This is a genomic window from Rhizobium sp. CCGE531 (assembly GCF_003627795.1).
In the GTDB taxonomy this organism is placed as follows: domain Bacteria; phylum Pseudomonadota; class Alphaproteobacteria; order Rhizobiales; family Rhizobiaceae; genus Rhizobium.
Genome location: NZ_CP032684.1, coordinates 93,717 through 118,128 on the forward strand (window position 1 = coordinate 93,717; position 24,412 = coordinate 118,128).

General features: G+C 59.9%; 20 protein-coding genes and 2 pseudogenes. 15 read left to right on the forward strand and 7 right to left on the reverse strand.

Features of this window, described 5'->3' with window-relative positions; translation table 11 throughout:
• The first annotated feature begins 35 nt into the window (after positions 1 to 35).
• Together CCGE531_RS00425 and CCGE531_RS00435 are read left to right on the forward strand one after the other, a co-directional pair.
• Positions 36 to 788 (forward strand): SDR family oxidoreductase, encoded by a 753-nt coding sequence (locus CCGE531_RS00425; RefSeq protein ID WP_120662423.1) that lies wholly within the window; start codon positions 36 to 38, stop codon positions 786 to 788.
• Between the two features lie 509 nt (positions 789 to 1,297).
• Entirely contained in the window at positions 1,298 to 1,816 is a 519-nt protein-coding gene (locus tag CCGE531_RS00435; protein ID WP_120662425.1) for a DNA starvation/stationary phase protection protein, read from the forward strand.
• Positions 1,817 to 1,913: 97 nt separating this feature from the next.
• Here CCGE531_RS00435 and CCGE531_RS00440 read toward each other — a convergent pair whose 3' ends face one another.
• Positions 1,914 to 3,407, reverse strand: coding sequence for a mechanosensitive ion channel family protein (locus CCGE531_RS00440; RefSeq protein WP_120666330.1), 1,494 nt, complete (start codon positions 3,405 to 3,407; stop codon positions 1,914 to 1,916).
• A gap of 331 nt (positions 3,408 to 3,738) precedes the next feature.
• Between CCGE531_RS00440 and CCGE531_RS00445 the strand changes: the two genes are divergently transcribed.
• Genes CCGE531_RS00445 through CCGE531_RS00455 form a run of 3 tightly spaced genes read left to right on the forward strand, consistent with a single transcriptional unit; the run spans position 3,739 to position 7,783 of the window.
• A complete protein-coding gene (locus tag CCGE531_RS00445) occupies positions 3,739 to 5,043 on the forward strand; it encodes a c-type cytochrome (RefSeq protein WP_120662426.1) in 1,305 nt (434 codons plus the stop codon).
• Positions 5,040 to 5,528, forward strand: coding sequence for a (2Fe-2S)-binding protein (locus tag CCGE531_RS00450; protein ID WP_120662427.1), 489 nt, complete (start codon positions 5,040 to 5,042; stop codon positions 5,526 to 5,528). Before CCGE531_RS00445 ends, CCGE531_RS00450 begins: the two co-directional genes overlap by 4 nt.
• Positions 5,525 to 7,783, forward strand: coding sequence for a molybdopterin cofactor-binding domain-containing protein (locus CCGE531_RS00455; protein WP_120662428.1), 2,259 nt, complete (start codon positions 5,525 to 5,527; stop codon positions 7,781 to 7,783). The genes CCGE531_RS00450 and CCGE531_RS00455 overlap by 4 nt, the downstream gene beginning before the upstream one ends.
• On the opposite strand, the gene CCGE531_RS00460 is transcribed toward CCGE531_RS00455, so the two are convergent.
• The gene (locus CCGE531_RS00460) at positions 7,773 to 8,672 is read right to left on the reverse strand and encodes a LysR family transcriptional regulator (RefSeq protein ID WP_120662429.1); all 900 of its coding nucleotides are present in this window, start codon (positions 8,670 to 8,672) and stop codon (positions 7,773 to 7,775) included. The genes CCGE531_RS00455 and CCGE531_RS00460 overlap by 11 nt on opposite strands.
• Before the next feature lie 104 nt (positions 8,673 to 8,776).
• On the opposite strand from CCGE531_RS00460, the gene CCGE531_RS00465 reads away from it, so the two are divergent.
• From CCGE531_RS00465 to CCGE531_RS00485, 5 genes are all read left to right on the forward strand, one after another.
• A complete protein-coding gene (locus CCGE531_RS00465) occupies positions 8,777 to 9,985 on the forward strand; it encodes an MFS transporter (RefSeq protein ID WP_120662430.1) in 1,209 nt (402 codons plus the stop codon).
• A gap of 12 nt (positions 9,986 to 9,997) precedes the next feature.
• Positions 9,998 to 11,110: an FAD-dependent monooxygenase gene (locus CCGE531_RS00470; protein ID WP_120662431.1), complete on the forward strand. Its 1,113-nt coding sequence runs from the start codon at positions 9,998 to 10,000 to the stop codon at positions 11,108 to 11,110.
• Between the two features lie 410 nt (positions 11,111 to 11,520).
• Positions 11,521 to 11,760 (forward strand): DUF2188 domain-containing protein, encoded by a 240-nt coding sequence (locus tag CCGE531_RS00475; RefSeq protein ID WP_120662432.1) that lies wholly within the window; start codon positions 11,521 to 11,523, stop codon positions 11,758 to 11,760.
• Positions 11,761 to 11,962: 202 nt separating this feature from the next.
• Positions 11,963 to 12,541, forward strand: coding sequence for an AraC family transcriptional regulator (locus tag CCGE531_RS00480; protein WP_120662433.1), 579 nt, complete (start codon positions 11,963 to 11,965; stop codon positions 12,539 to 12,541).
• A gap of 140 nt (positions 12,542 to 12,681) precedes the next feature.
• Positions 12,682 to 13,119 carry a response regulator gene (locus CCGE531_RS00485; protein WP_120662434.1) on the forward strand — a complete coding sequence of 146 codons (438 nt, stop codon included), beginning with the start codon at positions 12,682 to 12,684 and terminating at the stop codon, positions 13,117 to 13,119.
• Between the two features lie 6 nt (positions 13,120 to 13,125).
• Here CCGE531_RS00485 and CCGE531_RS00490 read toward each other — a convergent pair whose 3' ends face one another.
• Positions 13,126 to 13,743 carry a response regulator gene (locus tag CCGE531_RS00490; RefSeq protein WP_120662435.1) on the reverse strand — a complete coding sequence of 206 codons (618 nt, stop codon included), beginning with the start codon at positions 13,741 to 13,743 and terminating at the stop codon, positions 13,126 to 13,128.
• Positions 13,744 to 13,795: 52 nt separating this feature from the next.
• The gene (locus tag CCGE531_RS00495; protein WP_120662436.1) at positions 13,796 to 15,013 is read right to left on the reverse strand and encodes an ATP-binding protein; all 1,218 of its coding nucleotides are present in this window, start codon (positions 15,011 to 15,013) and stop codon (positions 13,796 to 13,798) included.
• Between the two features lie 619 nt (positions 15,014 to 15,632).
• Here CCGE531_RS00495 and CCGE531_RS00505 point away from each other — a divergent pair.
• From CCGE531_RS00505 to CCGE531_RS00515, 3 genes and pseudogenes are all read left to right on the forward strand, one after another.
• Entirely contained in the window at positions 15,633 to 16,541 is a 909-nt protein-coding gene (locus tag CCGE531_RS00505; RefSeq protein ID WP_120662437.1) for an AraC family transcriptional regulator, read from the forward strand.
• 222 nt (positions 16,542 to 16,763) lie between these two features.
• A complete protein-coding gene (locus CCGE531_RS00510) occupies positions 16,764 to 17,681 on the forward strand; it encodes an AraC family transcriptional regulator (RefSeq protein WP_120662438.1) in 918 nt (305 codons plus the stop codon).
• Between the two features lie 78 nt (positions 17,682 to 17,759).
• Positions 17,760 to 17,843 (forward strand): annotated as a pseudogene (locus CCGE531_RS00515) (IS6 family transposase); the annotation flags it as partial.
• Here the strand turns inward: CCGE531_RS00515 and CCGE531_RS00520 are convergent.
• From CCGE531_RS00520 to CCGE531_RS00530, 3 genes and pseudogenes are all read right to left on the reverse strand, one after another.
• Positions 17,840 to 17,941 (reverse strand): annotated as a pseudogene (locus CCGE531_RS00520) (cell division protein FtsZ); the annotation flags it as partial. The pseudogenes CCGE531_RS00515 and CCGE531_RS00520 overlap by 4 nt on opposite strands.
• A 54-nt stretch (positions 17,942 to 17,995) precedes the next feature.
• Positions 17,996 to 19,279 carry a beta-ketoacyl-ACP synthase II gene (gene fabF / locus CCGE531_RS00525; protein ID WP_120662439.1) on the reverse strand — a complete coding sequence of 428 codons (1,284 nt, stop codon included), beginning with the start codon at positions 19,277 to 19,279 and terminating at the stop codon, positions 17,996 to 17,998.
• 114 nt (positions 19,280 to 19,393) lie between these two features.
• Positions 19,394 to 19,981 carry a TetR/AcrR family transcriptional regulator gene (locus tag CCGE531_RS00530; RefSeq protein ID WP_120666332.1) on the reverse strand — a complete coding sequence of 196 codons (588 nt, stop codon included), beginning with the start codon at positions 19,979 to 19,981 and terminating at the stop codon, positions 19,394 to 19,396.
• 98 nt (positions 19,982 to 20,079) lie between these two features.
• Between CCGE531_RS00530 and CCGE531_RS00535 the strand changes: the two genes are divergently transcribed.
• Both CCGE531_RS00535 and CCGE531_RS00540 read left to right on the forward strand, forming a co-directional pair.
• Positions 20,080 to 21,198, forward strand: coding sequence for an efflux RND transporter periplasmic adaptor subunit (locus CCGE531_RS00535; protein WP_120662440.1), 1,119 nt, complete (start codon positions 20,080 to 20,082; stop codon positions 21,196 to 21,198).
• A complete protein-coding gene (locus tag CCGE531_RS00540) occupies positions 21,198 to 24,308 on the forward strand; it encodes an efflux RND transporter permease subunit (protein WP_120662441.1) in 3,111 nt (1,036 codons plus the stop codon). The genes CCGE531_RS00535 and CCGE531_RS00540 overlap by 1 nt, the downstream gene beginning before the upstream one ends.
• Positions 24,309 to 24,412: the final 104 nt, after the last annotated feature.

Sequence of the window (24,412 nt, forward strand, 5' to 3'; positions counted from 1 at the left end):
TACCATAGTGTCATTCACCTTGTATGGAGATGTCTATGCCTACGATATTGATCACCGGTTGCTCGTCCGGCTTTGGTCTGGAAACCGCAAAACTGTTTCTCGAAAGGGGCTGGGAGGTGATCGCGACGATGCGAACACCCAACAAAGATTTGCTACCAGCCTCCGAGCGCCTGCGCGTGCTTGCGCTCGACGTCACCGATCCGACAAGCATCGCGCAGGCAGTGGAGGCGGCAGGCCGCATCGACGTTCTGGTCAACAATGCCGGTTTCGGCGCGCCATCTCCGGTCGAACTGACAGCACCAGAAACAGTCCAGGCGCTGTTTCAAACGAATACGATCGGGACACTGGCGATGGTCCAGGCTGTCGTGCCGCAAATGCGGCGGCGCCGAGCCGGGGTCGTTATCAACGTCACTTCCACGGTGACGGTCAAGACATTGTCAGTGGTCGGGGTCTACCGCGCGAGCAAGGCGGCGGTAAACGCCTTCACCGAGTCGCTGGCGGTGGAAATGGAGCCATTTGGTGTGCGCGTCCACATCGTTTTGCCGGGCCGTTCGCCGGAAACAAGCTTTGGCGCCAATGCCCGTCCGCATCTGCGTGGCATGGACGACCCGGACTATGCACCGCTGCTCCAACAATTCGTGAAGAGTGTGCAGGAAGACACAGGTCCCGTGACCTATGCACCCGACGTGGCAGAGGCGGTTTGGCGAGCTGCCACCGACCCATCTGTCCCACTGCGTATTCCCGGTGGTGCGGACGCAGAGCTTTGGATGGCCGAGGCAGGTTTGTAACCGGAACTGTGGTAGCCAAAGCGATGACACCGTTTCCGCTTCGGCCAATAAATCAAGGGGAATATGGTGCAGTCTGGCGAAGGGCTCGTTCCCCTTGTTTTTGGACTATCGAAGGGTTGGCGCTTTTTCGGTTACGATGTTTGCAATTGGCGTGAAGCAGACGAGCCTCGGCGTCCGAATACAGTTCAAGTGACTGATCCAAATCTGAATGTGAATATTCAAGAAATTCGCGTCCAACGGGGCAATGATCGTCGACAGATGACCGTTGCTAAGGATGTATCACATGGTCGAGCCAAACAGAATCGATGCCTATGTTCGCGACGGCAAAGAGAGCCTGCCGGAAATGGAAGACCTCCGCCTCTAGCTTCCGGTCGCGGCCAAGCCGACTTCGGAAGAATGCCTCAACGAGGCCCTGCTGGAGACATTTCCCGCGAGGGATACGCCGGCCACCGGCCGCTTTGAGTGACATCAAGATTTACTGCTGAAACTTTTCCAGAAGGATAGGAAAAATGGACGAATCTGTGAAATCGCGCCGTTTGGCACCATTGAAAACCCCGACAGGCCTCAGCCGCGAGGCGGTAACCGACATATCCGCCAGCGCCACCACCCTGCTTGCCGATGTCTTCGCCCTTTACCTCAAGACCAAGAACTTTCACTGGCACATGTCGGGGCCGAGCTTCCGCGATTATCATCTGATGCTCGACGAGCACGGGGAACAGCTTTTCGCCATGACGGACCCTCTCGCCGAGCGTGTCCGCAAGCTCGGCGGCGGAACGCTTCGTTCGATCGGCGATATCGCCCACCGCCAGCGGATCTTGGACAACGATGCCGATTTCGTCCATCCGCACGAGATGCTCGCCGAACTTCGTGACGACAACGGAGCGCTCATCGCCAGCTTGCGCTCCCTGCACACTGTATGCGATGAGCACAATGACGTCGCCACCGCCAGCCTTTTGGAAAACTGGATCGATGAGGGCGAGCGCCGGGTGTGGTTCCTCTTTGAAATCCTTCGCACCACCAACGCTTGAGCAGCAAGTCTGCAGGCGCATCCATGACATGCGCCCTCGGCCAAACGATCAGCACCGGTGATCGCTGGAGCGAGGGCCTCACTTGGGCACCCTTCGATCAGACCGCCGCGTACGGTAACTGGAACAGATGACGGATGCGATTGGCGAGTGTCTGCACATGCTGCGACGGCGTGCCGCCTATACCTTGCAGGTGTTTTTCCTGCTCGAGGCGGCCAGCGAGCGTTGTGCCGATGTCCTCAGCAAGAGCCGGGCGCTCCCGCAAGATCTCGCAAAGCTGATCGCGTCCGATCTCGCAGACAACGGCCGGCGTCAGCGCGATGATGCTGCCGGGTTCTTCCGCGCCGATCAAAAGACCGCGCTCGCCGAAGAAATCACCAGGCGATAGTCGATTGAGTTCCGTATCTCGACCATTCTCCTGACGGACCACATTCACGACGCCGCTTTCGACAAGCGCCAAGGCCTGTGAGCGTTCTCCCTGCGCAATGATCTCTGTCCCTTTGGCGTAGGTTCGGCGCGTAGCGGATTTGGAAAGTGTTTCACGCTCCTTTTCAGTAAGAGCGGAAAAGAGTGGCATCATCGCCATGAGGCGCAAGGGATTCTCGGACCCTTCCTCTATGCCGGTCACCGTCTCTTGTGTGAGCGCTGTACTGAACACGGCACTGCTTGCGAGTGGAATTCCAGCCGCCAGCGCGTGCCGGTACACCAGATCGTAGATCTCGTTCTTTGCGGCTGTCGTCTCGGATATGTCACGGATGCGGAAAGCAAGCTCGAATTCGATGACCTCCTTGGTGAGGCTGACGATCGAGACCAGGGGATCCGGAATACGCATCATATGATTGCTTCCCAGCGTGACCGTCTCGAGCAGTCTCGCCATGGTCGCCGGCGTCCGCGTCGGGGCGAGCTTGATCGTCATGGCAATGCCATGCGTTTCGTCGGGGCTGTTGAGATTGACCAATTGTGCTTTTGCGAGCGCGCTGTTCGGAATGACGACGAGATCGTTCGTGGCGTTGGAGAGATGGGTCGCGCGCCAGTTGGTCTCGATGACGCGACCCTGGATACCGCTTTCCAGAATGATCCAGTTTCCGACGCTGTATGAACGACCGAGATTGAGAGCGATACCGGAAAAAACATCGGAAAGCGTGCTTTGCAGCGCCAGGCCAAGGACGATCGCAAAGACACCGGATGTCGCGATCAGCGTGCCGACCGGCACACTGAATACATAAGCCACCACCGAAAGCGCGGCCCCGACATAGATAATCCCGGCGATCAGGTCCTGGACGAACCGGGCTTCGCGAGGGCGGCGCTCGAAGATCAGGAACAACCTGATGCTGCTGACGAGCATCATCGCTCCGCCGAGCCACCAGATCGTCTTTGCAAGTCCATAGAACAGGCGATGCCAGAAATCCGACGATATCAATGTTTCTGAATAGGGCGCAACGCCGTTCGCCAGCAGAATGGCGGTCAACGTAACAAAAAAAGCGACATCGATAGCAAAGCGCACGGCCCTGTGCTTCGGCAATAGCCAATGCGCACCGGCGACAATGGCGACGAGAAGCAAAAATTGCGTAATAGGATCAAATAGATATTGCATCGCGTAGCCCAGGAAGCAGACCAATACCGCTAGCCCATTTTCCGGACTACGTCTTGGCGATTTCGACGAATTTTGGCGTTCTGTCGTTCAGCAATGGTGAACAATGCATAGTCCGCGTAGACAATTTCAACCTCGTTGGAATTCATTGTTGGGTAAGATCGCGACCAGGGCAAGCCTCGCGGGGCCGACCTTAAGATCAGCCCGCGTCCTCCCGAGCCGCCGAAGATTTTGAAGGACAATCGATTTGTCCAAAATGCAGCCGTGGCGACAAGACGAGCTTCATGACCATGCGCGAAATAATTGCAACGTTTGCAACAGCGAAGCACCCCACATGAACCTTTCGAAGCGACATCTGGCAATCGGAGCCGCGTTCGTATCGGCTTTGATCGTTACCGGGCTCGGGATTGCCGCCTGGATCGTCTATGAGCCGGCACTTTCCGAAATCGCGCGTCCATCCCCCTCGAGCTTCGATCGCGGTCTCGTCGCAAAGGGCGAGCAGCTCGCCACCGTCGGCGATTGCATCGTCTGTCACACCGCGCCGAACGGCGCGCCTTTCGCCGGCGCGCGCGCTTTGCCGACGCCTTTTGGCACACTCTTCTCGGACAATATCACCCCTGACGAGAAGACGGGCATCGGCGCCTGGTCGCTTCCCGCATTCAGCCGTGCCATGAGGCAGGGCGTCGCCCGCGATGGAAGCCATCTCTACCCGGCATTGCCCTACGAGCACTTTACCCATGTCAGCGACGACGACCTCGAGGCCATCTACGCGTTTCTGATGACCCGCCAGCCAGTTTCGCAGCCGGCTCCCGAAAACCAGCTGCTTCCGGGCCTTGGATTCCGACCGCTGCTTGCCGGCTGGAAGCTGCTCTTCCTCCAGCAGACGGCGTTCGAGCCCCAGGCGAACGAAAGCGCCGAGTGGAACCGTGGCAAATATCTAGCGGACGGACTTGCCCATTGCGGTGGCTGTCATACGCCGCGCAATCTCGCCGGTGGTGAGGAAAGGGGGCGCGAATTTGCCGGCGGCGTCGCGGAGGGCTGGAATGCGCCCGCGCTCGACGAGACGAACCCTTCCGCCGCGAGCTGGAATGCGGATTCACTCTTTGCCTATCTCAAGACGGGATCCGATCGCGGGCACAGCGCGGCCGGCGGCCCGATGGGACCTGTTGCCGAAGGCCTCTCCCGCCTCAACGATGCCGACGTCAGGGCGATCGCCGTCTACATAGCTTCCCAGATGCATCCAGCTCGGGAGGCGTCTCCCTCGGTCGCCGCCGTCGAGACCGCCAGCGATAACAGATCCACGGCTGCCGCCACGCATCCCGAGGCCGACCTTCTTTTTGAAGGCGCCTGCTCCGGCTGCCACGCGCCGCGGGCGCCGATGAACATTATTGGCCGGCCGCTTCTTTCGACGGCCTCCGACCTCAGGGCCGACGATCCGAGGAACGCCGTGCAGACGCTGCTGCAGGGGATCGTGCCGCCAGGGGAAAAAGGCGCCTACATGCCGTCCTTTTCCAGCAGCATGACCGACCGCCAGCTAACCGATCTGCTCGCCTATGCCCGCGCTCGCTTCACCGACAAGCCGGCATGGCCGAACCTGGAGGCCACGGTCGGCGACATACGCAAGGAGAATGCGCAATGACGATCTCGATCAACGTCAATGGCGAAGGCCACGAGGTGGAAGCGGATCCGGATACACCGCTTCTCTACGTGCTCCGTGACGATCTCGAGCTGAATGGCGCCAAGTATGGATGCGGCCTCGGGCAATGCGGCGCCTGCACCGTGCATGTCGACGGGAAGCCGGTCTTTTCCTGCCTGACGCCGGTCGGCCTGCTCGCGGGCAGGAAGGTGCGCACCATCGAGGGGCTGGGTACGGCCGAAAAGCCGAATGTCGTCCAGAAGGCCTTCCAGGACGAGCAGGCCGCACAATGCGGCTATTGCATCGCCGGCATGATCATGCGCGCCCAAGCGCTGCTCGATCGTAATCCGTCGCCGACCGAGGAGGAGATCCGCGTGCATATGCAACCCAATCTCTGCCGTTGCGGAACCCATGCCCGAATATTGAGGGCGGTGCATCGCGCGAGCCGTGAGCTTTCCTCCGCTTCCCTGACGGGAGGCGCGCAATGAACGCCATTCCGAATACCGGTCTCACCCGGCGCTCCTTCCTCAGCGCAAGCGGCATAGCCGTCGCATTTGCACTTACGCGTCCTGCCTTCGCCCAGCTTGCCGGCGGCGGCGAGGGAGGGGCAGGGCCTGCGATCGTTGCTCCCGACCTTCCGGGCAGTCTGAAAAGCTGGCCCTATCTCGACTCGTGGATCCAGCTCGATGAAAAGGGTCATGCCACCGTCTTCACCGGCAAGGCCGAGCTCGGGCAGGGCATCAGGACCGCATTGCTGCAGGTCGCGGCGGAAGAACTCGATCTTCCGCCGGCGTCGGTCACGCTCGTGACGGTCGATACCGCGCGCACGCCCGACGAAGGGCTGACGGCGGGAAGCCATTCGATGCAGGACAGCGGCACTGCGATCCGCAACGCGGCGGCCAATGTTCGGATGGTGCTCCTGCAGGAGGCGGCCGAGCGGTTGCGGGTCGAGCCCGAGCAACTCTCTACGACCGGAAATGGAAAAATTGCCGTGCCGGATGGCCGCTCGGTGTCCTATGGTGAGGTAGCCGCCGCGCTCTCGCTGCATGTCGAGGCGATCGCCAACGCACCACTGCGCAAAAAGCCCGAGTTTCGAACAATGGGCACGAACTTGCCGCGGCTCGATATCCCCGCCAAGACGACCGGCGGTCAGGCTTTCCTTCACGATATGCGCCTGCCGGGCATGCTGCATGCCCGTTTGCTGCGCGGCCCGAGCGAGAGGACACGTCTGAAGCTGCCGCCCGCCTCCGAGATCGAGGCGCTGCCGAAGGTGGTCAAGTTCGTGCAGAACGGTGATTTCGCGGCCATCGTCGCCGAGAGGGAATGGGACGCGGTCAAACTGATGCGCAAGCTCCAGGCATCCGACTACGAGCCCGCCGGAGCACCGTTTCCGACCGGAAGCGTCACGGATACGCTGAAGGCGCTGCCGGCTCGAGACATCGTTATTCTCGATGTCGCCCATCCGGCCGCAGCGCCTGTCAAAACGCTGTCGGCGCGCTATACGCGCCGATGGCTCAGTCACGGCTCAATCGGTCCCTCCTGTGCGATCGCATTGCTCGAGAACGATCTCCTGACTATCTGGACCCATAGCCAGGGGACCTATGACGTGCGCCGCGTCGCCGCCGAACTGCTCGGCCGACCCGTCGAAAAAATCCGTGCGATCCATGTCGAGGGTTCCGGCTGCTACGGTCAGAATGGCGCGGATGACGTCGCCGCCGAGGCTGCCTATATCGCCGTGACGGTTCCCGGCCGGCCGGTTCGGTTGCAATGGATGCGAGAACAGGAGTTCGGCTGGGAGCCGCTCGGTCCTGGCATGGTCACCGAGGTCGAAGCTGGTCTTGATGCCTCCAACCGTATCGTGGCGTGGAAATACGATGTCTGGAGCAACCCACACAACAACCGTCCGGTCGGCGCTGGCGGCGTTCTTATCGGCAACCAGATCCTTCCTGGCTTTCCACAGCCGGAAGGCAAGGAAATCCCGATGCCGGAAGGAGACGGAAGCCGCAATTCCAATCCGCTCTACGATCTGCCGAACATGAATGTCCTTTATCACTTCATCAAGGACATGCCGATCAGGGTCTCGGCGCTGCGTTCGCTCGGCGCCCATCTCAACGTCTTCTCGATCGAAAGCATGTTCGACGAGCTGGCGCTTGCCGGCAATGTCGATCCACTCGATCTTCGGCTGAACCACATGGCCGATGCCCGCGCGCGCCAGGTCATGCAAACAGCGACCGATGCGTTTGGCTGGCGCAAGCGTCAAAAGAGAGGTCCCTTCCACGGCTTCGGCATGGCCTTCGCCCGATACAAGAACCTCGGCGCCTATTGTGCTGTCTGCCTGGAGATCAGCGTCGACCAGAATACCGGACGGATCACCGTCCACCGCGTCCAGGCCGCCGCCGATTGCGGCGAGGTCGTCAGTCCCAATGGCGTTCAGAACCAGATCGAGGGTGCGATCATTCAGTCGCTCAGTTGGTGCACGCGCGAGGAAGTCACCAACGACGAAACGCTCCGCACCAGCTTCGATTGGAGCGCGTACCCGATCCTGCGCTTCCTCGATATCCCTGAGAAGATTGACGTCATTGTCGAGGAGCAACCCGGCCAACCGTTTCTTGGTGTCGCCGAATGCGGGCAGGGGCCGACTTCGGCAGCCCTTGCCAATGCGTTGGCGGATGCGACCGGCATACGCTTTCGCGACATGCCGATGACCTCGGAACGGGTGAGGGCGGCGATCGTCACTCTGTAGTTCCCTCGATGCCAGCCTCCGCTAGCGCGGCGCGAAACGCGGTGATGAAGACACGGACTTTGGGAAGAACGAGACGCGTCGTCGGATAGACGGCCCAGATGTTGATCGCTTCGGGTTCTGCGCCCTGAAAATCGATCGGCACCAAGCGGCCAGCTTTGATGTCGTCTGCCGCGTACCAGGTCGACAGCATGGCGATGCCGGCCCCACCGAGGCATGCCGTATAGCAGCCTGCGATGCTGCTGCAGGAGAAGCGTCCATTCAGTCTGGCGTGCCGCTCAGCGCCATGCTCGCGAAATGTCCAGTGGGTGGCGCCGGCGAGCGACAGGCAGTCGTGATCGGCGAGTTCGTCGAGAGACGATGGCGTGCCGCGACGGGCGAGATAGCGCGGACTAGCGACGACGACCCGCGGATTGTCCGCGAGCTTGCGGGCTATAAGGCTGCTGTCCCTGAGCCGGGCAATCCGGATTGCGAGATCCGTTCCGGTCGCCACAAGGTCAGGCAGGCTGTCGGTCATGTCGACCGAGATTCTCAGATCGGGGTTGTCTTCCAGCAGCTTCGGCACCATCGGCATGATGAATTTCAGGCCGAACGAGATCGGCACGGATAGGCGCAGCAGGCCGGCGGCGCTCTCGGTGCCGGAATGCAAGAGCGCCATGGCAGCCGCCTCGTTATCGACGAGCGCCTGCGCGAAAGGCAGGAAGCTCTCGCCTTCCGGCGTGAGCGAAAGCGATCGTGTGGTGCGATGGAGCAGCCTTACGCCGACTGCGGCCTCAAGCGCTGCGAGCCTGCGTGTTGCGACCATGGGGGTGACGCCAAGACGCCGCGCCGCGGCGGAAAGGCTTCCGGCCGAAACCGCGGCGGTGAAGACCAACACATCATCCGTGTTCATTATATCGATATCCGTTATACAGGCCGATCGTCCAAGATGGCTAAAACGCTTTGAGATAAAAAGCTAGATAACAGCTCATCTCTTCAGCCAGAAAGGCAAGGATTATGGACACGTTAAATCATCACCGGCCGGTGGTGTCGAAAGAGCTTTCGAGGCCGGCCCTATTTGCCATGGCGGCGGCCAGTGGCATCGCCGTGGCGAATATCTATTACAATCAGCCGATGCTCGGGATCATCGAGAATGAATTCCAGCACCAGCCGATCACTGGCTTTATCCCGACGGCCACGCAACTCGGCTATGCACTCGGCCTTTTCTTTCTGCTTCCGCTCGGGGACCTCGTCCATCGGCGCAAGCTGATCATCGGCCAGTTCATCGTTCTGTCGGTCGCGCTTGCGCTGGCGGCCATCGCTCCGTCGGCCTGGTCGCTCGTGCTGGCCTCGCTCGTCGTCGGTGCCAGTTCCACGGTTGCGCAACAGATCGTTCCCTTTGCCGCTTCGCTCGCCTCTCCCGAGAGGCGCGGCTCGACGATCGGTACCGTGATGGCGGGTGTGCTATCCGGGATCCTGTTCAGCAGGACGCTGTCCGGCTTCGTCGGCGAGCATGCGGGATGGCGCGAGATGTTCTGGATCGGCGTGCCCCTGGCGCTTGCCGCGGCAGTCCTGATGTATTTCGCTCTGCCTCATCATCGCCCGACCTCGCGCATGGCCTATCACAATGCCATCAAGTCGCTTGCCCATCTGTGGAAGCGGGAACGCGCGCTTCGGACGGCCGCACTGATGCAGGCCTCGCTCTTCGGCTCGTTCACGGCTTTCTGGACGATCCTGGCGCTCTACCTGCAGACGCCGCGCTTCAACCTTGGCGCGGATGTCGCCGGCCTCTTCGGGATCGTCGGCGCGGCTGGCATCTTTGCCGCGCCGCTTGCCGGCAAGATCGCAGATCGCCGTGGACCGCACTTCGTCGTCTGGATGGGTGCTTTGCTGACGCTGGTCGCCTGGGTCATCTTCGGTCTGTGGGCCTCGCTCGCCGCTCTGGTGATCGGCGTCGTCATCCTCGACTTCGGCATCCAAAGTGCGCTCGTGTCTAACCAGCATATCGTCTATGCGCTCGATGCCGATGCCCGCAGCCGACTGAATACCATCTTCATGACCTCGATGTTCCTCGGTGGTGCGATCGGCGCGGCACTGGCGACTGCGGCCTGGGAGTATGGCGGCTGGATCGGCGTCAGTGCCCTCGGCGCCCTGCTTGCGGTAGCCGCCTTGGCCATTCGTGCGGTCGAACATCGTGCCCGTTCGACCGTGGCTGCCAGAACTTGATAGGAGATCGTTATGAAACGGCTGCGTATTCGGATCGTCGGGGGATCGCTTGCAGGCCTCTTTGCCGGCATTCTCCTCCAGCGCGACGGCCATGATGTGAAAATCTACGAACGCTCTTCGTCCGGCCTGGCCGGACGGGGAGCAGGCCTTGTCGGACAGCATGATCTTTTCAGGATCCTGCGCGCCATCGGTTGCGAGCATGTCGCCCGCGTCGGCGTGGTCGCCAAGGAGCGGATCTACTTCAACCGGGATGGAAGCGTCGCCGAGACAGTCCGGACGCCGCAGATGCAGATTTCCTGGGACTTCCTCTATTCGACCGTCGCGTCCCATATGGCAGCCGAAAGCTATGTGATCGGGCAACCCGTTGTCGGAGTGGTCGAAGGCTCCGAAGGCGCTCAGCTCCTGTTCGCCGATGGCCGGCGAGAAGACGCCGATCTTGTCATCGGCGCGGACGGCCTCGGCTCGGTCGTTCGCCCTCTGCTTGACGCGGATGCGTCGAACCGCTTCGCCGGCTATGTGGCCTGGCGCGGTCTTATTCCGGAGACGGCATTGCCGCAGGAAGCAGCGATCCTGCGGGATCGCTTCGCTTTTTACGTGACGAGCGGGATTCATGTCCTCGGTTATCTGGTTCCCGGCCCGAACGGTGAAACGGGGCTCGGCGAGCGCCGGTATAATTGGGTCTGGTATCGTCCCGTTGCCGCGGGCGAACTGCAGACGCTGTTCACCGCCGCCGATGGCCGGTCATTCGACTATTCATTGCCGCGAGGCGCATTGTCGGAGGAGCGGCTACAGAGGCTTCGTGCTGATGCCGTCGCGATGCTGCCGCCCCCATTCGTCAAGGCGATCGAAGCCGAGCCCCAGCCTTCCATCCAGGGGATCTTCGATTTTGAAGCGGCAAAAATCGTATCTGCGCATACGGCCTTGATCGGTGACGCTGCCTTTGTCGTCCGGCCGCACACGGCGATGGGGGTGTCGAAGGCGGCGGGGGACGCGCTTGCGCTGAGAGAAGCGCTGCTGGCCTCTGAAGACCTCTCCGAAGCGCTCGCCCGTTATGAGCAGGAGCGGCTGCCTGTCGGAAAGTCTGTCGCTGATTATGGGCGCCGGCTGGGTGCGTCAGCCCTTTAGGATGTGCTGATGGCATTGCGATTGGCCCCATCGGCATCGCTCCTTCGGCCTATCCTCGCATCGCGGACGGCGTCCGGTCGGCCTGGCGGATGCTTGTCCGCAGGCTTCGGGCAGGGGGACGCCACCACCACGGTCAAGGTGACGATTGACAGTAGCAACTCGGTTAATAGCCGCAGTCGTTTGTTCATAGTGACGCCTTCGCATACCGCCACTCCATTTGGCGCGATCGGCAGGTGAAACGTCCACGGAACGGAGAAACCGACAATACGGATAGACCGGCTTTCCCCTACAATGGCTTCAGAACACCGGAGGCATGCGGGTCGTTCGACAAGAGCTTGTCGCGACTGCCCCTGCTTCCGGGCAGACTGATACTCTGGAAAAGAGATGACCATGAAAAAGGAAGCGCATCGATGCACCTGACATATCACATTGGCCAGCATGACGGTGGCTGGGCTTATCGACTGAACGATGTCTGGTCGGAGCCCTATCCGAGCCACGCGGCAGCACGCGCCGCGGCCCATCGCGCAGCTCGCCGGCAGCAGCTTGAAGGCCATGATGCCGAGATCCTTTTCCAAACCGAGGACGGCTCGTGGCATCGGGAGCATGTCGAAGCAGGCGACCGCCCCGAGGTCGATGTCGCTAACGAATAGCACCGGAAATAGGGTCGGCTCCAACGCCCGCGGACGCCCGGCGGGGGAGCCATGATCCATTCGTTTCGCGCCGGTAATACCTTGGTATGATCCGATAGTACGCACGTGTGCCGGAACCGGATCAGTGTACGATTTCGTGATCAGCGCACCCGCTCCAAGATGACCTTATCGAAAGTTTAAAAGGTCACATTGGAGATAAACGATGTCCGCCACCGCTGCCGTTTTCGCCCACAACGCCTCTCCCATCACTTTCAAGAACATCGCGATGGAAACCGCGGAGGAGGTGTCCTCCCTTCTTCTTTGCGCGATCCGCTGTGTCGAAAAGGACGAGACGATCGCCATCGATCTCATAAAGCAGGCTTCCAGCTTGCTAAAGCCGTTCTCGATCTCAGTCGAAGCCGCCGAGCGCCCGCGCAATTCGGCTGGCGGCCTTGCTCCCTGGCAGATCAATCGCGTGAAGAACTACATTGAAGATCGGATTTCCCTTCCGATTGCGCTCGACGAGCTCGCCCAGGTCGCAAAGCTCAGCACCAGCTACTTTTCCGCCGCGTTCAAGGTGACCTTCGGCATTTCTCCCCATAACTATGTCGTCGAACGCAGGGTGGAATTTGCGAAGTATCGCATGCTGAACAGTGACGCCCCGCTCTGCGAGATCGCGCTCGATTGCGGGCTGGCGGACCAAGCTCATCTTTCGCGGATTTTCCGGCGTGTGACCGGGACGACCCCGAGCGCCTGGCGTCGATACATGGCAAGCCCCGAAAGCCGGGCCGTCGCCGCCTGACGGAATGACGCCGCCAAGGCGCAGCTCTGATACAGGTCTTGCGCGAGGACGAATGGCCAATTTAGGGGACCTTCGCTTTGCGTCCGGACGACTTCAGAAGCGAAAGACGTTAGCAAAGCGCTGCGCAACGATTGAAGGATATGGATATACAGTTATGCTCAGTCGGAAAGCATCTTAGATCGGTGCGTATGAAAGAAGCTGAGATGCCGCCAATCGCCCTTATAGGGATTGTCGATGATGACGCCGAGTTCTTGGCGGCGCTGGGCAGCCTCGTTCGCTCACTCGGGTGCGAGGTGGAATGTTTCAGTTCCGCCGAATTGTTGGTCAACCGGGCGAACCTCCCGGACTTCGCCTGCGTCATCAGCGACATCAATATGCCGAAGGTGGATGGCCTGGAACTTATCGACATTCTCCGACACAAGGCGGAGGAGCTGCCGATCATCCTGATGACCGGGCGCGGCGCGTCAGATCTGGAGGAAAAGGCCTATGGCTGCGGTGCGCGGGGCTTCGTCACCAAGCCGTTCGGTTTCGAAGAGCTTGCATCAAGCCTGATGGAAATCGGCGTGATAACGGAATGAGGCAGATTAGGCTTCGTTCAGCCTAAGTGTTTCGGCCATCTTGATGAGGTTGGCCAGCGTGCGAGCATCCATCTTGCGCATCGCCGAACCGCGATGGATCTTGACCGTAACCTCGCTCAGCGACAGTCGCCCGGCGATCTGCTTGTTCATCAGCCCTGTCGCAACCAGCGCCATCACTTCCTTCTCGCGCGAACTGAGCTCCTCGTAGCGAGCCTTCAGTGATGAGACCTCGGAAACCTTTGACCGTCGCTGCCGGTCAATTTCCAGTGCTCGTGACACAGCGTCCAGCATATCCTGATCTCGAAAGGGCTTCGGAAGGAAGTCGATGGCACCCGCCTTCATGGCGCGGACCGTCATCGGGATATCTCCAAAACCGGTCATGAAGATCAAGGGGATGTACTTCTCACTTTTCAAGAGCTGGTCCTGGAAATCGAGACCGCTGAAGCCGGGAAGACGGACGTCCACGAGGGCGCAGCACGGACCGTTCAAGTCCGTGAAGACCGAGAAATTCGGAACCGTTTCATGCAGCACGGTTTTCAAGCCGACCGATCGAAGCAAGCTGTCGAGCGAAAGAAGCAAGTCGTGGTCATCATCGATGACGTGCACAATTGGTGTCCTATTCATATCCAAACCAAGTTGAGACGCAGGCTGGTCTCGGCAATGCCGCCTGCGCGTTCTATCCATTGGCGTGCGTCTGCTCCACGGGAAGGCCAAAGCTGAAACGTGCCCCCAGGTGGGGCGTCGACTGGAGCTCGATCCGGCTCTCATGCGCTTCTATGATCGAACGGCAAATGGCAAGACCCATGCCGATGCCGGTTTCCTTGGTCGAGAAAAAGCTCTCGAAAAGTCGCTCGCGAACATGAGGATCGATCCCCGGTCCGCTGTCTTCGACGTCAACCATGACGTCGGTGTCGCGCTGCCGGGTGCGGATGGACAAGGTTCTGTCCCAGGCTTGTCCATCCGACATAGCTTGCGCGGCGTTGAGGGCGAGATTGACAATCACCTGCAGGATCTGCGTCTTGTCAGCCCTCACCAGTGGAAGTGTGGGCGAGAGATCGAGGCGCAGGGTGATCTGACGTTTGGCGAAATCGGTTCGCAGGAGAAGGATCGTTTCCTCGATGACCGAATTGATGTCGGTCGGGAGGCGCTCCGACTTCTTGTTGCTGGCCATGGCCCGCATCGTTGTGATGACGTCGGCTGCGCGCTTGCCGTTCTTGGCGATGCGTTCGAGCAGGAGTTTGGCCTCGCTGATATCAGGCTCTTCCTTGGACAGCCAGCGCAAGCCGGCCTCGGCGCTCGCGACGATGGTTCCGAGCGGCTGATTGACCTCATGCGCGATCGAGGCGGTCATCTCTCCCAGCAGCGAGATACGGGCCGAGCGCGCCAGGTCGCTTTGCAGGCCATCCTTCGTCTGCTCGAGCGATATCCTCTCACGAAGGCTCGAGAAGCTGAGAAAAATGTCGTTTGGTGTAATGTCGCGCTTGGCCTGCCAAAGATTGAAAGCGACCTGATGCTCACCCCCACCGGCGATCGTCACGCTGCCGTCATAGGCAATCGCGTCTTGACCTCGAAACAGTTGATAGAGGCCCTCTGTAAAGTGTTTAAGCGCATCTTTCGGGAGAACCGATGCAATCGGCTGCATCACTATCGCCGCCGGATCGTTGACCTGAAGCAGAGCGCAGGCACTAGGATTGGCTTCCGCTATGAGACAAGCATTGCCGAGCGCGCAGCTGACATCCTGACTGAGTTCGAATGCGCCACTGCCTTTCGCGGCCGAGCGGAGGTTCGCGATGACCTTCCATGCATCTTTGGCCGAAAGGCGAACGATGCCCATCGGCATGAAGTGGAAGAGGCTGCCATCGCCAGTCAAGCCGCGTGACGCTTCGATACTCATTGCTGCAAGAAACCAAGCAGGTCTCGGTTCAGCCTGTCCTTGTGCGTGAACAACAGACCGTGCGGAGCGAAAAAAACCACCGGACCGCTGCCCCAGTCCTTGTAATATAGACGCGTGTCGTCGCGGACCGTCAAGATTGGCATCCGTCTAACTCCGTTGCAAGAACTGAGGTTTTTTGAATTATTCGGACGCTATCACAGCGATTTCAGCCGCACCATAGGTGGAATTTACAAGACGGAGCTATGCATCAAAGGACGAGCCTTTCGTTCAAAAGTGGCGCTCTTTTTGACGCGCAGTTTGAAGGTTGGCTTATCGACCGCACTCTCCCGGACCTTTTCCGAAGTCTCTTTTCAGTTCTCGAATCTCGGCTTTGCGGTTGCGTCGTGCGAGCACGTGAACCTAAGGTTTGGAGCTTCAGGTCAGTGGAAAAAGGGTCTGATGCCAACATTCGCTCGAAACCGTCGCGGAAAAAGAAGCCACGTCGAAAGGGCAATCCCGGTGACCGGGCGCGGCGGATGTTGTTGTTATTGGCGGTTGTCGAATACATCCGTTCCAGTATCTTCTAGCCTAGAGGAGGGCATCTTGGCTGATTTACCAAAGACTTGGACGGGAGAGACGGTTGAGCTCTGAACATTTCAGTGGAGCGAGCATAAGGAGTTGTTTCGGCGTCCCGGAGGCCGCGGCTCTGGAGGTGGTGCCGGTGGAATCGGCTGTCTTTTATGCGACGAAGCTAACAAAAGCACTGGGTGATGGGCAGCTTCAGGAGGTAAGGATACCGGCCTCGGATGCTTATCTGCTTCTGATATACCTCGAAGATGCGCTCCACGCCGACGTCGGTACATACGGCACCCGCACCGCTGTCAATTCCTATCGACGGGGATTAATATGTCTCATCGATCTTTTCGACGGCGCGGCCCTTGAATTGCATAGCGATCTCCACGCTCTCGCATTCGTCCTGCCCAAGGAGCTTCTTCTGGAAGTTGCGAAGATTTCGACTTTCACGAGAATCAGCAAGCTCATCTGCAAGAGACGACATCCCGACGAGGTTCTATCAAATTTGGCAACGGCTCTCGTGCCGTTATTCGATGCAAGCAGGCTCGTCCCCCCAGCGCTCCTGAAATCCATGGCGCTCGCAATCTGTGCTCACTTGCTTCACGACTACTGCGACAGGTTAATGCGCAACGGCGTTTCGCCCAGCTCTTTATCGATGGGGCAGGAGAAGGCAGCGAAAGAATATATGATTGAAAATCTCGGGCGCGAACTGAGCGTAGTCGAGATTTCATCGGCTGCAGGGCTATCGCCCAATCATTTTATCCGGGAATTCCGTAGGGCAACTGGGATAACGCCCTATCAATGGCTTATGAAGATCCGGATCGATCGCGCCAAAGATCTTCTACCTATGTCTGCGCTCTCGCTCAAGGATATTGCGAAAGAATGCGGATTCACCGATCAAAGCCATTTTACAAAGGTCTTTGCACGCGAGACGGGCTCCACGCCTGCAGTTTGGCGGAACATGAAGACTCACTGAGCGAATCTTTGCAAAAATCGGGGCAGCTACCAAAATCGATCCATGGTCTCGGGTGCTGGCGTCGTGTGCGATGATGTCGACTTCGCAGTTAAACATCGGGGAAGTCCCGGATCAGTGGTATATGACGAGACCTGTAGATTTGACGCGGGCGTCAAGCTATAGCTGGCCGGACAATATGGGGCGAGCTCTTCCGAGTTTCGTTGAAACCGAGAGGCACTACCGATGGCGATGGACGGTCTTGGCGTCGAGGTCCAGCACAAGAAGGATTCCTTCGGATGTACGGTGGAAGGGCTCGACGAGGACTGGCAGCTTTTCGCCGGCAACATGACCTTTTTCAGAAAGGCATCGAAAACGGCGCCGGGACGAGTCACCACTCCCGCAGGCGCTGATGGATATCTAGTTGGTCTTTCGGTTCAGCGTGGGCATCGCAGGCAGATTTTTGACGGGCAGCGCTCGACCGTTCACGATTTTGGCGAGGGCCACATCTATGTTCGCGATCTGCGCGAGTCCTACAAAGCCGATTTGAGCGGCTCGTTTGATTTTATTCTGGCGGAAATTTCGGGCTCTGACCTTGAGGAGATCGCCGCGGAGTCAGACTTGGGAGACGTTTCTGCCCTCGCAATTACGACCGCGCGCCCGGATGCGCTGTTAGCCGGATTGTTGCGCACGCTGCTTGGATGTGGGGCAAGGCAACAAAGCAATCGCCTCTTTGTGGACCAGATTTCCACGGCAATTGGCGTTCACCTAGCTCATGCCTACGGGAACGGACGGCTTCGGACGACAGATCGCCGATCGGCTCTTTCGAAGAAGCAGGAGCATCTTGCAAAGGAGCTTTTGAGAAGCCGGATTGCGACGGAGGTTTCAATTAGCGAGATCGCTCTCCTCTGCAATCTGCCAAGATTTTCTTTCATCTGCGCCTTCCGTGAGACGACAGGGATGACACCCAACGAATGGCTTCGACAAGCACGCCTGGAGCACGCTTGTCTACTGCTTCGGAATGGAGAGCTCTCGCTTGCGGACATCGCTGCAGCCTGCGGATATTCGGAAGTCCCCAATTTCGTTGGCGCCTTCACAAGATCGATGACCGTCACACCTGAAACTTGGCGGCTCTCCGCCGGCGTCACATCACCCTCGCTTTAAGCGGGTAAATAGGTGATGTCACGTTGTCGTGGGTTTAACGGTTGCAAGATAAGTCGTCGGCATGACCACACCTGCCGTTCGGTCTTCCCGGCACTTCGAAACCTATTCGTCGCACCGCATCAGAAGCACTCCGCTCTCGCCACCCGCATTCACCGTAGAAGACCCTCGGCGATCATGTTGTTGACAGCATTTCCGCCGCCGCCGACACCGATCACGGCGATCCTGGGCTTCAGCTCAACGATGTTTCGGGTCGCAGTCATCGCCAATCTCCAATAAATTGCTATTTGAGCCTATCCGTCGTGGGCGCCGCCGGCTCAAGCGCCAGCCAGTTTGTCCGTCCAGCGCCGGAATATCGCACTGGCATTGACGCCTCCGAAGCCGAAGCCATTGGAAATTGCGTAGTCGATCTCCATTGGCCGCGCCTCGTTTGCCACGAAGTCTATTCCGTCAGCGGCCGGATCGGGGGCATTCAGGTTCAAGGTTGGCGGTGCCACCTGATCCTTGAGCGCCAGGATCGTGAAGATTGCTTCGAGACCGCCGGCGGCGCCAAGCAGGTGGCCGGTCGCCGACTTCGTGCCGCTGACCGCTATCGAGGAATTGGCGCCGAAGACGCTCTTGATGGCATTGATCTCGCCGAGGTCGCCAACCGGCGTGGATGTCGCATGCGCATTGAGGTGGCGAATTTCACCGGGCGAAATGCCGGCTTGAGCAATCGCGATCTCCATGGCTCGGCGCGCGCCGCCCCCGTCCTCGGGACCGGAGGTGACGTGATGAGCGTCCGCCGTCGTTCCGTAACCGACAAGTTCGGCAAGCGGCTTCGCGCCGCGGGCAAGCGCATGGCTCAGCGATTCGATGACAAGAATTCCGGCACCTTCTCCCATGACGAAGCCGTCACGCAACATGTCGAAGGGGCGTGACGCCTTGTCAGGCTTATCGTTGAAGCCGGTGGACAGAGAGCGTGCCGCCGCGAAACCACCGAGACTGACGATGTTCATGCATGCTTCCGTTCCGCCGCACACGGCGATATCGGCTTCATTCGCGCGGATAAGGCGGGCCGCATCACCGATCGCCTGGATACCTGCCGCGCAGGCGGTGACCGGTGCGCCGAGCGGACCTTTGAAACCATGGCGGATCGAAATCTGGCCGGCCGCCAGGTTCACCAGAAACGATGGAATCGTGAATGGCGACAGGCGACGGGGACCACGCTGATCGACTGTCCGTACCGCTTCGGTTATCGCCGGAAACCCGCCGATCCCGGAGGCGATGATTGTCGCGGTGCGCAGACGGTCCACCTCCGACACCGGTCTCCAGCCAGCTTGCGTGAGGGCCTCTTCCGCCGCCGCCAGTGCAAAAAGTATAAAGCGGTCGACCTTGCGCTGATCCTTTGGAGCAAAAACGATATTCGGGTCGAAGCCTCCCTCGGGGTCTTCTTCCAGGGACGGAACGGTGCCGCCGATCTTCGCGGGCAGGTCTCCCACCACCTCATCTGCAAGGCGTCGAATGCCCGAACGACCGGCCAGGAGCCGAGCCCAGGATGTCGATACATCGGCTCCGAGCGGGCTGACGGCGCCCATGCCTGTGATAACGATACGACGCATGCGTTCTCCAGCGATCAATCTTTCATGGAGCCGGGAGACCGGCCGACATGAGGTTAATGGTAGCTCTGGAAGGCAGCGTCCGGCAAAAGACAGGATACTCCCAGAACCGGCATCTCATTCTTCTTCGGTGCAGTTCGTGATGCGCCTGACCGCATCAGCGGCGGTTTCGAGGACACGCTGCGACATGCCTTCATCCGTCATGATGCGCGAGATCGTTACGGCGCCCACCATGAGTGACAGGACAGCCATGGCTTTGTCATAGGGTTTCGAGCCGTCCGCGGCCGGGATCAATTCGTCGAGAATCTGAAGATGCGCTTCAATGCCATCCTGGAAGGGCGCTCGTACTTCTTCGCTCTGGCGAGCCGCATCGGAGCCAAGCGCCACAAGCGGGCATCCATCGCTTGTTTCTCCCCGGTGATCGGACGAGAGATAGAGGCCGACAACCGCCCCAAGGGGATCGGGACTTCCGGCGGCAACCGTCGACCACCTGCGCGTTGCGCTCTCCATGGCTCGCCTGGACGCCAGCGCAGCAAGATCATCCTTCGACTGGAACTGCTTGTAGAACCCGCCTTGAGTGAGGCCGGCACCCTTCATCAACTCCTTTAGCCCGACGCCGTCGAAGCCATGCACCCGGAAGAGCCGGCTTGCAGCGTTGATCACCGCTTCACGATTTGCCTCGGCCTGAGCGCGACTGACTCTCATATCGATCTCCAATTAGATTTCACTTGACATCTATAGCACAATTAGAGTTAGATCGCAATCTAAATTAGTTGCTGTGCCCGTCAACAAGGGTTAATGACATGAACCGCAAAATTCTTCTCGCCTCCTTCGGCCTCCTGGCGGCTGCCGGCGCCACGGCCTTCGTTTTGGTCGCGGAATCTTCGGAAGGAAACGCGCAGGCCGCCGATCCGCGCATTGCGCCACCGCTCGTCAGCTTGGTGGAAGCAAAGAGGCCGCAGACGGCCGAGCGCACCTTCACGGGCACGATTGCGGCCCGAGTACAAAGTAATCTTGGCTTTCGCGTGCCAGGCAAGATCATGCAGCGTTATGTGGATGTTGGCGAGCAGGTCAAAGCCGGTCAGCCCCTGATGCGTATCGATGAGACCGATCTGGCCCTCGCACTTGCAGCGAAACGCAATGCAGTCGCCTCGGCTCAGGCTGTGCTGACCCAGGCGCAAGCCGACGAGAGACGCTACGCCGCCTTGGTGAAAAACGGATTGGCGGCCGCCTCTCCGCAGCGTTACGAACAGGCAAAGGCCGCACTCGACACGGCAACCGCGCAGTTTGCGGCGGCGGAGGCGGATGCAAGGGTCGCGGAAAACGCGGCAACCTACTCCCTGCTGGTTGCTGATGCCGACGGGACCATCGTCGAGACGCTCGGCGAGCCGGGTCAAGTCGTGACCGCGGGGCAAACTGTGGTCCGCCTCGCACAGGCCGGCCCGCGTGAAGCGCTGGTCTGGCTTCCGGAATCCCTGCGGCCGCAGATCGGCGACATCGCCGACGCCAGCATCTACGGAAACGAGAACCGGCGAGACAAGGCGCGGCTCCGGCAGATATCCGACGCCGCTGATCCTCAAACCCGTACCTACGAAGCACGCTGGGTTCTGGATGGCGTGGCAGCGTCAGCCCCGCTGGGCGCGACAGTGACGATCAGGATCTCCAACAATAATGGTCAATCGCATGCCGCGGTGCCTGTTGGCGCCGTTTTGGACGACGGCACTCGGACCGGCGTCTGGGTCTTCGACGGGAAATCTTCGACCGTCCATTTCAGGCAGGTGAAAATAGAACAGATGGGTGAGGAGACCGCGGTGGTTTCCAGCCTGGATGCAGGCGAGCCCATCGTCGCTCTTGGAGCCCATCTGCTGCAGGACGGCGCGAGCGTTCGGACCAAGGCAGAACAGGCAAAGGCGACAAACTGATGAACTTCAATCTATCCGCGCTCGCGGTTCGCGAGAGAGCCGTTACCCTGTTCTTCATCGTCCTTTTGGCCGCGGCCGGCGCCTACGCCTTCGTCAAGCTCGGACGCGCGGAGGACCCATCGTTCACTATCAAGACCTTGACCGTCACGTCCGTGTGGCCGGGCGCAACAGCGCGGGAAATGCAGGATCTTGTCGCCGAGCCGCTCGAGAAACGCCTCCAGGAACTCACCTGGTACGATCGTGTCGAGACGACAACGCGGCCGGGATACGCCTTTTTGACCGTCACGTTGAAGGACAGTACGCCCGCCACCGCCGTCGAAGAGGAATTCTATCAGGCCCGAAAGAAGCTTGGAGACGAGGCCCGCAACCTTCCCCCGGGCGTCCTCGGTCCTTTCGTCAACGACGAGTATTCCGATGTCAGCTTCGGTCTTTATGCGTTGAAGGCCAAGGGCATGCCGATGCGTGAGCTTGTGCGGCAGGCCGAGGTGATCCGCCAGGATCTTCTGCATGTGCCGGGCGTCAAGAAGATCAATATCCTCGGAGAGCGGCCCGAACAGATCTTTGTCGAATTCTCCTATGCCAAGCTCGCCACGCTCGGCATTTCGGCGCAAGACATCGCGGCCGCCTTGCAGCGGCAAAACACCGTGACGCCGGCAGGGTCGATCGATACGCGCGGCCCGCAGGTCTTCATTCGGTTCGATGGCGCCTATAACAGCATACAGGCGATCGCCGACACACCGATCGTCGCGGCCGGACGCACGCTGAAGCTCTCGGATTTCGCTGAGGTCAAGCGCGGTTATGAAGATCCGGCCACCTACCTCATTCGCCATGACGGCGAGCCCGCCATCATGCTTGGCGTGGTGATGCAACAAGGCTGGAACGGTCTGGAACTCGGCAAGGCGCTGGAAGAAAGATCTGCTGCGATCGCCCAGACCTTGCCGCTCGGCATGACGCTCGCCAAGGTCAGCGACCAAGCCGTCAACATCCAGGAAGCTGTCGGCGAATTCATGCTGAAATTCGCCATGGCGCTCGGCGTGGTGTTGTTCGTAAGCCTCATCAGCCTCGGTTGGCGTGTCGGCATCGTCGTGGCTCTGGCCGTTCCGCTCACGCTTGCCGTCGTCTTCCTCATCATGCTGGAGACCGGGCGATTCTTCGATCGCATCACGCTCGGTGCCCTCATTCTGGCGCTCGGCCTCCTGGTCGACGATGCCATCATTGCCATCGAGGTGATGGTTGTGAAGATGGAAGAGGGGATGGATCGCATCAAGGCGGCCGCCTATGCCTGGAGCCACACGGCCGCGCCGATGCTGTCCGGCACGCTCGTGACGATCATCGGGCTGATGCCGGTCGGCTTTGCCAGATCGACCGCCGGCGAGTACGCAGGCAACATCTTCTGGGTCGTGGGCTTTGCCCTGATCGTATCCTGGATTGTCGCGGTGGTCTTCACGCCGTATCTCGGCGTCAAGATGCTGCCGGCGATCAAGCCGGTCGAGGGTGGCCATCATGCCATCTACGACACGCCGAATTACCGGCGCCTGCGCGGACTGATCGAGTTCACCGTTCGCCACAAGTTCGTCACCTGCGCGGTGGTGGGCATCGTTATGGTCATCTCCGTCGTCGGAATGGGAGCGGTGAAACAGCAGTTCTTCCCGACATCGGATCGTCCCGAGGTCCTGGTCGAAGTCCGCATGCCTGAAGGCACCAGCATCGAGACGACGACGGCTACGGTCGAGAAACTCGAAGGCTGGCTGCAGCAACAGCCGGAGGCGAAGACCGTCACCAGCTATGTCGGTCAGGGCGCTCCGCGCTTCTTCTTTGCCATGGCGCCGGAGTTGCCGGACCCGTCTTTCGCCAAGATCGTCGTGCTGACCCCTGATGCTCACGCACGCGAGACGTTGAAGCTTCGGCTCCGCGCGGCCATCTCGGATGGGCTGGCCCCCGAGGCTTACGTTCGCGTTACGCAGCTCGTATTCGGTCCTTACACGCCGTTTCCGGTCGAGTTCCGGATAACAGGCCCTGATCCGGAGCAATTGTACCAGATTTCCGAGAAGGCCCTGGACATCATGAAGAGCGTGCCGGATGTGCGCCAGGCAAACCGCGATTGGGGCAACCGCACGCCCGTGCTGCGCTTCGTTCCTGACCAGGATAGGCTTAACCTGATCGGCCTGTCGCCGGCGGAGGCAGCCCAGCAGATGCAATTGCTGCTAAGTGGAATCCCGATCACGCAGGTGCGCGAGAATATCCGCAATGTGCCTGTCATCGCGCGCAGTGCTGGCGAAAACCGGCTCGATCCCTCAAGATTGGCGGATTTCTCGCTGATGAGCCGCGATGGGCGACAGGTCCCGCTCGATCAGATCGGTCACTCCGAAATCCGATTTGAAGAGCCGATACTGAAGCGTCGGGATCGAACGCCCGTTGTCACGATCCGTTCTGATATCAACGAGGCAACACAGCCTCCGGAAGTCTCGCAGCAGGTCATGAAGGCGCTCCAGCCGCTGATTGCCTCACTTCCTGTGGGATATCGTATCGAGATGGGCGGCAACATCGAGGAATCGCTCAAGGCCAATGTCGCTCTCGTCAAAATCTTCCCGGCGATGATTGCCGCCATGCTGATTGTCATCATCCTCCAGGTCCGGAGCCTGTCGACGATGACCATGGTCATGCTGACGGGGCCGCTCGGCCTTGCCGGTGCGGTTCCGGTCTTGCTCCTGTTCCATCAGCCCTTCGGCTTCAATGCCATTCTCGGATTGATCGGACTGGCCGGCATCCTGATGCGCAATACCTTGATCCTGACGGAGCAGATCAAGGAGAATAAGGCGGCTGGCCTCGACGACTATCACGCCGTCATCGAGGCGACGGTGCAGCGGACACGTCCCGTCATCCTGACAGCGCTCGCGGCCGTCCTTGCCTTCATTCCTCTTACTCATTCGGTGTTCTGGGGCTCGATGGCTTACACGCTGATCGGTGGAACGGCGGTCGGAACCGTGATGATCCTGCTCTTCCTTCCAGCTCTCTATGCCACCTGGTTCCGCATCAAGCCGACGAAAAATGAAAGTCATCAGGGTTCACCGGAGGAGGTGGAGCAACAAACGGCAATGGCTGCCGAGTGATGGTCTCTTGCCGAAAGCGATCTGCCCGATTTTCCCGTGGCTCTGCTCGATGCACCATATCAGGCGGTTTTCAGCGGGGACGGGTGATCGTCCGGACGGGCGCG